The sequence below is a fragment of the Tistrella sp. genome (assembly GCF_002684955.1).
GTDB classification, from domain to species: domain Bacteria; phylum Pseudomonadota; class Alphaproteobacteria; order Tistrellales; family Tistrellaceae; genus Tistrella; species Tistrella mobilis.
In genome coordinates, this window is sequence record NZ_NYWI01000058.1 from 41,495 (window position 1) to 49,906 (window position 8,412).

8 protein-coding genes are annotated in these 8,412 nt (G+C 67.1%); 2 read left to right on the top strand and 6 right to left on the bottom strand.

Going from position 1 to position 8,412, the window contains the following annotated elements; translation table 11 throughout:
• Positions 1-438 precede the first annotated feature (438 nt).
• Both CMO28_RS18480 and cydB read left to right on the top strand, forming a co-directional pair.
• Entirely contained in the window at positions 439-1,914 is a 1,476-nt protein-coding gene (locus CMO28_RS18480) for a cytochrome ubiquinol oxidase subunit I (RefSeq protein WP_296715746.1), read from the top strand.
• A gap of 7 nt (positions 1,915-1,921) precedes the next feature.
• Complete coding sequence (cydB, locus tag CMO28_RS18485; RefSeq protein ID WP_062764355.1) at positions 1,922-2,929, top strand: cytochrome d ubiquinol oxidase subunit II; 1,008 nt, start codon at positions 1,922-1,924, stop codon at positions 2,927-2,929.
• Between the two features lie 155 nt (positions 2,930-3,084).
• On the opposite strand, the gene CMO28_RS18490 is transcribed toward cydB, so the two are convergent.
• The 6 genes from CMO28_RS18490 to CMO28_RS18515 form a co-directional block, all read right to left on the bottom strand.
• Positions 3,085-3,999, bottom strand: coding sequence for a hypothetical protein (locus tag CMO28_RS18490; protein ID WP_296715747.1), 915 nt, complete (start codon positions 3,997-3,999; stop codon positions 3,085-3,087).
• Entirely contained in the window at positions 3,996-4,592 is a 597-nt protein-coding gene (cmr6, locus tag CMO28_RS18495; RefSeq protein WP_296715748.1) for a type III-B CRISPR module RAMP protein Cmr6, read from the bottom strand. The genes CMO28_RS18490 and cmr6 overlap by 4 nt, the downstream gene beginning before the upstream one ends.
• A gap of 295 nt (positions 4,593-4,887) precedes the next feature.
• Complete coding sequence (cmr5, locus tag CMO28_RS18500) at positions 4,888-5,310, bottom strand: type III-B CRISPR module-associated protein Cmr5 (protein ID WP_296715749.1); 423 nt, start codon at positions 5,308-5,310, stop codon at positions 4,888-4,890.
• Entirely contained in the window at positions 5,307-6,146 is an 840-nt protein-coding gene (cmr4, locus tag CMO28_RS18505; RefSeq protein WP_296715750.1) for a type III-B CRISPR module RAMP protein Cmr4, read from the bottom strand. Before cmr4 ends, cmr5 begins: the two co-directional genes overlap by 4 nt.
• Before the next feature lie 2 nt (positions 6,147-6,148).
• Complete coding sequence (locus tag CMO28_RS18510; RefSeq protein ID WP_296715751.1) at positions 6,149-7,213, bottom strand: type III-B CRISPR module-associated Cmr3 family protein; 1,065 nt, start codon at positions 7,211-7,213, stop codon at positions 6,149-6,151.
• On the bottom strand, positions 7,210-8,331 hold the full coding sequence (locus CMO28_RS18515; protein WP_296715752.1) for a Cas10/Cmr2 second palm domain-containing protein: 1,122 nt from the start codon (positions 8,329-8,331) through the stop codon (positions 7,210-7,212). The genes CMO28_RS18510 and CMO28_RS18515 overlap by 4 nt, the downstream gene beginning before the upstream one ends.
• Between the last annotated feature and the right edge of the window lie 81 nt (positions 8,332-8,412).

The following is an 8,412-nucleotide window of genomic DNA, read 5'->3' on the forward strand; positions in this document are numbered from 1 at the left end:
CGTCGCAAATGCGCGTTTGGTCAAACCCGCCCGTGCCGCGTCTGCGGGGATGTCGCGACCATGTCACCGGCGGGGGGCGGCAAGAATTCGCCCCGCTCTCTCAAAGAGTTGTGCGACGGCGCGACCGGATGACGCAGCCGCCGGACGGGCCCTTTTCTCTACGTCCGGTAGCACGCGCCTGCGACAGGGCTGCGACATTGCGGCGGTTGAGGCATGGGCGCCGGCGGGTCTTGGATGGCGCTGCCGCGACAGGCTGCCCGCCCCACCTTGCCGAAGCCGTGTCGCGGGCAACCTTATGGTCCAGGCGTCGTTCCGACGATGTCTCACCGCCCGTTCGAGCCCGGGACCATCTTCCGAGGAGGAGTGTCATGGCATCGACCGATCTGCCGCGCCGCCGCCCCGCCGATCGCGGCCAGGCATCATCCGACGGAGGCGGCCATGTTTGACCAGGCCGACGCCGTTCTCCTGGCGCGCATCCAGTTCGCCTTCACCGTGTCGTTCCACTTCATCTTCCCCGCCTTCTCCATCGGCCTCGCCAGCTATCTGGCGGTGCTGGAGGCGCTGTGGCTGAAGACCGGGCGCACGGTCTATCTCACCCTGTTCAAATACTGGCTGAAGATCTTCGCCCTCGCCTTCGGCATGGGCGTGGTGTCGGGCATCGTGATGTCCTACCAGTTCGGCACCAACTGGTCGGTGTTCTCCGACAAGGCCGGGCCGATCGTCGGGCCGCTGATGGCCTATGAGGTGATGACCGCCTTCTTCCTGGAAGCCGGCTTCCTGGGCGTGATGCTGTTCGGCATGAACCGCGTCGGCCGCGGGCTGCATTTCGCGGCGACCCTGATGGTCGCGATCGGCACCTTCATCTCGGCCTTCTGGATTCTCTCGGCCAACAGCTGGATGCAGACCCCGGCCGGCTTCTCGATCAACGAGGTCGGGCAGTTCGTGCCGGAAAGCTGGCTGGAGATCATCTTCAACCCCTCCTTCCCTTACCGGCTGGCCCATACCGTGCTGGCCGCCTATCTGACCACCGCGCTGGTGGTCGGTGCCGTCGGCGCCTGGCATCTGCTGCGCGACCGCCGCAACGAGGCGGCGCGGGTGATGTTCTCGATGGCGACCGGGCTGGTGATGGTGGCGGCGCCCATCCAGATCTTCGCCGGCGACATGCACGGGCTGAACACCCTGGAACACCAGCCCGCCAAGGTGATGGCCATGGAGGGCCATTTCGAAAGCCATCCCGACGGCGCGCCGCTGATCCTGTTCGGCATTCCCGATCAGGAGGCGGGCGAGGTGCGCCACCAGATCGCCATCCCCAAGGCATCGTCGCTGATCCTGAAGCACGATCCGGATGCGCCCCTCGACGGGCTGGAGACGGTGCCGCGCGAGGACTGGCCCTATGTGCCGATCGTGTTCTGGTCGTTCCGCATCATGGTCGGGCTGGGCTTTCTGATGCTGGCGCTGGGCGGCTTCGCCCTGGTCCAGCGGCTGCGCGGCCGGCTGCATACCTCCCGCGCGCTGCACCGCTTTGCGCTGGCCATGGGCCCGTCGGGTTTCGTGGCGGTGATCGCCGGCTGGGTGACCACCGAGGTCGGCCGTCAGCCCTTCACCGTCTATGGCCTGCTGCGCACGGCGCAGTCCGCCTCGCCGCTGGAAGCGCCTGCGGTCGCGACCTCGCTGCTGATCTTCATCGTGGTCTACTTCATCGTCTTCGGCAGCGGCACGCTCTACATCCTGAAGCTGATGCACAAGGCGCCGCAGACGGCCACCCCCGATCAGGCCCGCGACGACGAGACCGAGGAACACCAGCCGGTGCGCGCCGCCGGCATCACGCCGGCACCCGCCGTCCATGCCGGCCGCGCGATCGGCAGCCGTCACGGCCCCGGCGCCCATGCCTCACCCACCCGCGAGGAGAGGTGATCCGATGATGACCGGTTTCTTCGATCTGCCCACCATCTGGGCCTTCGTCATCGCCTTCGCCGTCTTCGCCTATGTGGTCATGGACGGTTTCGATCTGGGGCTCGGCATCCTGTTTCCGGCCTTCGCGCCGGGGCCCCATCGCGACCGGGTGATGAATTCGGTCGCCCCCGTCTGGGACGGCAACGAAACCTGGCTGGTGCTGGGCGGCGGCGGGCTGATGGCGGCCTTCCCGCTCGCCTACGCGATCATCCTGCCGGCGCTTTATGCCCCGATCATCGCCATGCTGCTGGCGCTGATCTTCCGCGGCGTCGCCTTCGAATTCCGCTGGCGCGACGCCCGCCACCGCCGGGCCTGGGATGTCGCCTTCACCGCCGGATCGATCGTGGCGACGCTGGCCCAGGGCATCACCCTCGGCGCGCTGCTTCAGGGCATCGCGGTCGAGGGGCGCAGCTATGCCGGCGGCTGGTGGGACTGGCTCACCCCCTTCAGCCTGCTGGTCGGCGTCAGCCTGGTGATCGGCTATGCGCTGCTGGGCGCCACCTGGCTGGTGATGAAGACCGACGGCGTGCTGCAGCTGCAATGCCGCAGCCTGGCGGTCCGGCTGGGCATCGCGACGCTCGTCTGCATGGCAGCGGTGAGCGCGGCGACGCCCTTCCTGTCGGGCGCCTATTACGAGGCCTGGTTCGCCTGGCCGCGGGTGCTGTTCACGGCGCAGGTGCCGCTGCTGGTGCTGATCTGCGCCGCCGCCTTCTTCCACGGGCTTCGCCGCGACCACGACTACACCCCCTTCCTGATGGCGCTGGCCCTGTTCGCCCTCGGCCTCGCGGGGCTGGGGGTCAGCATCTTCCCGCATGTGGTCCCGCAGGCGGTGACGATCTGGGAGGCGGCCGCCCCCGAGGCGAGCCTGGGCTTCATGCTGGTCGGCGCCGCCGTGCTGATCCCGATCATCCTGGGCTACACCGCCTATGCCTACTGGGTCTTCCGCGGCAAGACCGGCCATGAGGGGTATCACTGAGATGGCGAAACAAGACACCCCCCACCGCCATCACCACCTCCCCCGCCCGCGCCAGTGGCTGTGGTTCCTGGGCCTCTGGGTCGCGGGGGTGGCGGTGACAGGGGCGGTGGGGTTGGTGATCAAGCTTTGGTTGGGGCAGTAGCCCAGGGCAGCGGTCAGGGTTCGAGGTGATGCGGCAGCTCGACCCTGGCCATTGCGTAGTGGACCCGGCCGGTGTTGTCCACATAGCTGAAGGGAAGTTCGCGGGTTACGGCAATAGAAATTGCCGCGGCCGTGTAGACCTTGGTCCCGGACGTGATGTCGATGCAGATCCGGGCCTTCTTTCGGCCCATCGATCGCCTGAGGTCAGCGCGAATCCGGTCAATATGCTGATAGACCGCATCGAAATCCTCAAAATCGGGAACTTCATTTCCGACGGGCTCAAATTCCACGCCATCCACGCCACGATCCGTCACCAGATTTTTTGCAATGTCCCTGAATTTTTCGAGATCATTAATCGTTTGATTTGACGGCACGATGATGATTTTTCGAAGCCTCTCTTTGCGATCCCCCAATGAATCGTTCAGCACTCGTAGATTCTGCCGCCAAGGATGCCGCTGGAAATTCCCAAATTTAACGTCGCTACACTCCCCCTTATGCAAATCCTCCCATTCTTTTCGCAACATTCCGTTGTCCTCCGGAGACGCCCCGCAGACAAGGCGCCTGAGACTTTTAAGATCATCCGTCAAGTCCGGGTCCTTTGGACATGGAGAAAGTGCCATGATAAGGACCGAGTGACCGACATATCCTTTAGATGACAGGGCCTGTGTGGTGGTCTGGATGACGTCCGAGCGATACTTGTAGAGCATCATCAGAGATATAAAGAACAGAGCGAGGCTCAACAAAAACCACAAGAGCGCGAGACTAGACTCCCCGCAGAGAGCCAGACCAAACTCCCCCAGCGCGAGGCGCGAGGCGCAGAGTTCCGGTATGGCCGAGAACAGCGCGGCCGCACTGTCTCCCAGCCAGCCGGCACCGATGACGCTGAGGGCGAGCAGGCCCAGAACGCGTGCCTTTTTCCACGACATCATGGCGCGCCTCTCTCCTCGGCCCTGGTGAATCGCCCATACCCTACCGCCGTCTTCGCGCCGGCGCCGATCCACTCCAGCGCCGCCGCCAGCTGAGCCATCACCTCGTCCAGGATGCCCCGATCCTGGGGCCGGCGCGGCAGGATCGCGAAGTCGAAAACCTGGTCCTGGGCCAGGGTCAGGAAGGGGATGGGGATCGGGCTGTACCAGTCGCCCGGGGCCGGCGGGTTGTCGCCGCCGGCGTAATAGGGGCCGTAATGGGGCGTCATCACGTCGCGGACCAGCTTCACCTCGGGCACCGGCAGGGCGTCGAGGACGATGAGGCGGCCGGCCGTGAGGTCGATCCCCTTGCCGGGCCTGGGGCCGAACAGAGCCTTAGCGTCGTCGGCGCTGCCGCCCCAGGTCTCGTACCAGCTGCGCAGCATGCCCTTGACCGACGAGCCGGGCAGATATGGCACGCCCAGGCTGTGATGCCAGTTGAAGCCGTTTTCGACCGGGCTGCTGCGGCCCAGACCGGCGGTCCAGCGCCAGTCGCTCTTGAACCGGGCAGACAGGCCGCTGCGGCTCCGGACCAGATCAGAGCGTCGGGCGAGCATGGCGTTCAGGGCATCGTCGGTCTTCGCCGCCTTGGCACATGTGATGACGCGATCGAGGAAAGCCGCCTTGGCGGTGGAGTCGGGCTTAGCATCCCACTCATCTGGCCATGCATCAAAGAAGCGGTCGAAATAGAGGCCGGGATTCGGGGAGAGGTCGGCACGCCACGCCCCATCCGGTTGAGGACGAAACTCACTGAGGGCCGTAAATGCCTGGCCGAAGCTCGCGAGCCGGAAGGGCGGCGCCGAAGACCGCTCGGGCTTGGCCCCTGGCTTTCCCCCACCGGGTTTCCGCCGGTCATTTCCCCTCATCTGCCCCTCCTTCCCCGGCGGAGATGCCGGCCTCGGCGAAGGTCTTCAGCCAGCCCAGATAAGCCAGCGTCTCGCGCTGCATCCAGACGAACAGCTCCTGGTTGCCCGCGATCAGCTGCTCGATCAGCGCCTCGCCCGCGGCGAGGCGGAAGGGGTGTGGTGTCGCCCCGTCCGTCAGCCACCGCGTGAGATGGCAGCACAAAAGCTTGCTCGCCTCGTCCGGCTTCGCCTGGTCTGCGCCGTCGCGCATCAGCATCGCCAGGGCCTGACCGATGCCGTTGGTCAGCACCCGCGCCGGCATCTGCCGGGCCGCCCGCTTATAGTCCACCAGCTGCGCGCCGGTCACCGTCTTGACGGCCTCATAGGCATGCTTCGCCCGCAGCATGTCGAGGGATGGCGTCGTGGTCATCGGCCGCCCTCCGGCGCAGGCTGCGGATATCGGCCCGCCCGCACCCAGCCCTGGCCGACGGTTTCATTGCCGCCGAACTGGAGAAATTTCTGGCCCTCGATGAAATCCGCCACCACTGTTCGTCCGTCACCATCCGCCGAGCCGCGGGCGGTCAGGGTCATGTAGAGCAGCGTGTCGGGTGGCAGACTTTCCTCGTACCAGAGGTTGTTGCTGGCCTTGGTGGCGGTATCCAGCACATTGCGCGCCTGCACCGGCAGGGCATTTTCGGCGAACCAGCGGAAATCATCGTCGGCGATGATGCAGAGCTGGTCGCTCAACCGCCCGCGGGCGCCGTCATCGGCGATCAGCCGGCCGATGACCTCCGGGATGGCCGGCGGCAGCTTGGATATATCGGCCTCGAACAGCCGGTCTTCCAGGAAGATCCGGCCGGCGATATCGGTCAGCGCCTTGCCGTGATCGACCTTGAGAGTCGGCACATCACCGGCCTGCAGACCGGCCCGCTCCAGATCCCGCCGCAGTCGCTCCAGGATCAGCGGGCAGGTCAGCCAGAGATAGGCCCGGGTGAGCGAGCGCACCGGCAGCAGCAGCAGGCGGGCATCCGACACCAGCACGCTGCCGGCACCATCCACCTGGCCGAACGCCGCATCGACACGCGTTTTTTGCTCGCCGCCGTCGCACATGGCGGCACGCAGGGCGCCCTTCACCGCCGAGCCGGGGATGTAGGGATAGCCGGTCACCGCCTCACGCGCGACCTTGAGATCGATCGCGCCATCGCTCTGGCCACTGCCGGGGTGGAGGAAGGTTTCGGCCAGAAGACCGAACATCACGTCGCTCATGATCAACTCGCCTTATCGTCGTGCAGAATACCAGAGAGGCAATCGCCGAAGCCCCAGCGATGCCGGGGCCCCAGAGGGCCGGGTGTGCCGGTCGCGCCATCGAGAAACCAGGTGGTGCCGGCCGTCAGCACCGGTCGCATGGGGTGTGGGCGTCGGCCCTGATCATCCCAGCCGCCGATCATGCCGGGCTTCCTGGCGCAGACCATGCGGATGCGGCCGCCGCCGCAGCCGAGCGCTTCGCCGGGGGTCAACAGGGCCGGTTGGGCGATCACCGGGCCGGTCGCGACCACGACGGCCCCGGCACCCGGCGGCTCGGTGGCCTCGATGATCCGATCCGGCGCCAGATCGCGGAGCCCGGCTGCGCGATGCTCGCCGCCCAGGGCGACCGTGCCCGGCAGGCCATCCAGCCCGGCCAGCCGCTCGGCGACCCGCGGATCGGTCGCCTGCACCCGCACGCAGATCTCCAGCCCCTCGGCCGGACGGATATGGACCGGGGCGTAGAGCGCACCCTCCTCCACCCGCCGTGTCGCCACGTCGCGGCCAATGCCGATGCGCGGCTCGGATTTCCAGAGGCACGCGGTCAGGCGCAGATCGCCCTTCGCGGGCACCCGGCCCTTCAGGAAGCAGGTCATGCCACTGGCGGTCAGCCAGGCATCGGTGAGCATCTTCGATTTCTCCGGCACCTCGGACAGGCAGGTCGGGCCCAGATCGGTCTCGATCATCTCGCCCGGCCGGGCGCGGGCCAGGTTCTCATCCTCCAGGCGCAGCAGGGCGGCCGGGGCCGGGTAGAGCCGTTCGCCGTTCAGCACCAGGAAGGGTGCACCGAAACGCAGATGCCCGCCATTCAGCAGCCCGGCGGTCGTCTCCGACCATCGGCCACCACGGGGGCCCTCAAGCGCCTGGGCCAGGGCGTTGCGCACGGCGCCGACAAGGGTCGGCGGGTTGGGCGGGAACAGGCTCTCGGCCTCGGCGGCGCCGGGGTCGCTCTGGTTGAACGGCCGGCCGCTGCGGAAGAACAGCGTGTCCACCGGGCGGAAGGCGAAAATGCGGTCGAAGCGCCTGGTCATCGGCCGTCTCCCGTATCGGCCACATCCGGTATCAGTACCTGCGACCGGGAACCGCCGACCGACTGGCGGGCAAAGAAGCGCAGGAACAGGGCGGCATCCGGGTTGAGGCGCGGCCGGTCGCGCCGGGCCCCTGCCCCGCCCGGCACCTCGCGGAGCAGGGCCACGAGCGGCCGGATTTCCTTGCGGGCGATCTCGAGCCTCTCCTCTTCGGAGAGATCGCCCCCGGGCGCATCCATGGCCGGCAGATCCCGGCTGCGATTCCTGAGATGGGCCTGGGCCAGCAGACGCTCGAAATCATCGTCATGGCCGCCATCGGCAAAAAGGTCCAGCACCGGCGCCCCGAAGCGCCCGCCGATCGCATGCAGCAGGCCCGACGAGGCGGCGAGCGGCGCGTGCTGTCCCGACGCGAACCCCGCGAAGGCCTCGACACCCGGCGCATCCCATTGCGACACCCAGCTGCGGCTGAAATCGCCACCGCGAATGATGTCGGCGGCCAGGCTGTCGCGGCCATTGCCGTCCTTCGCCACCCCGTCCAGCACCTCATGCGCCCGGGCCAGCACCAGGCGCAGCGGCACGGTGGCCTCGGCGAAGATCACGGCGGCAGAGATGGTGGGGCGGCTGCCCTCGCCCATCGCCTCCTCGGCCGCACCGGTCCAGTGCTCACGCAGCTCACGCGCGCAGGTCACCGCATCCGGCACCGACAGCAGGGCCAGCACATCATCACCGCCGGCATAGATGCAGATGCCGTCATGCCGCCTGATCGTCTGGGTCACCTGCGTGCCGAACCTCTTGAACAAGGTCGCAATCGCGCCCGGCCCCGCCTGCGCCAGCGCCTCGCCGATCCGGTCGCCATCCATCAGCAGCAGGGCGTAATGGGTGGCGGGCTCGCCGATACCGGCGGCGGTCACGAGAGCGGCGCGGGCAGCCTCCAAGTCCCGGCGACGGTCGCCGGCATCGTCCTTCGGAATTGGAAAGTCCTTGGTGTTCCTGAGGGCATCCCGATCGAAGAGGTTGCCGTCAAGCCTGCCGATCTCCCCCAGATCGCTGGCCAGATGCGCAGCGGATCCGCTCTCGCTCTGGAAATCCCCTCCGACAAGGTCCCTAGGCGGTAAACTCATAAATTCGCTTGGCGTTTTTTGGCAGCTGTGATTCAAGGCTTCCGAATGAGGGAGCTTTGAATGACGCGCCGCCGCTATGAA

Bases quoted from the DNA above. Each gene is read 5' to 3' on its own strand.
- CMO28_RS18480 (WP_296715746.1), top strand. From the start codon at position 439: ATGTTTGACCAGGCCGACGCCGTTCTCCTGGCGCGCATCCAGTTCGCC.
- cydB (WP_062764355.1), top strand. From the start codon at position 1,922: ATGACCGGTTTCTTCGATCTGCCCACCATCTGGGCCTTCGTCATCGCC.
- CMO28_RS18490 (WP_296715747.1), bottom strand. From the start codon at position 3,999: ATGATGTCGTGGAAAAAGGCACGCGTTCTGGGCCTGCTCGCCCTCAGC.
- cmr6 (WP_296715748.1), bottom strand. From the start codon at position 4,592: ATGCTCGCCCGACGCTCTGATCTGGTCCGGAGCCGCAGCGGCCTGTCT.
- cmr5 (WP_296715749.1), bottom strand. From the start codon at position 5,310: ATGACCACGACGCCATCCCTCGACATGCTGCGGGCGAAGCATGCCTAT.
- cmr4 (WP_296715750.1), bottom strand. From the start codon at position 6,146: ATGAGCGACGTGATGTTCGGTCTTCTGGCCGAAACCTTCCTCCACCCC.
- CMO28_RS18510 (WP_296715751.1), bottom strand. From the start codon at position 7,213: ATGACCAGGCGCTTCGACCGCATTTTCGCCTTCCGCCCGGTGGACACG.
- CMO28_RS18515 (WP_296715752.1), bottom strand. From the start codon at position 8,331: ATGAGTTTACCGCCTAGGGACCTTGTCGGAGGGGATTTCCAGAGCGAG.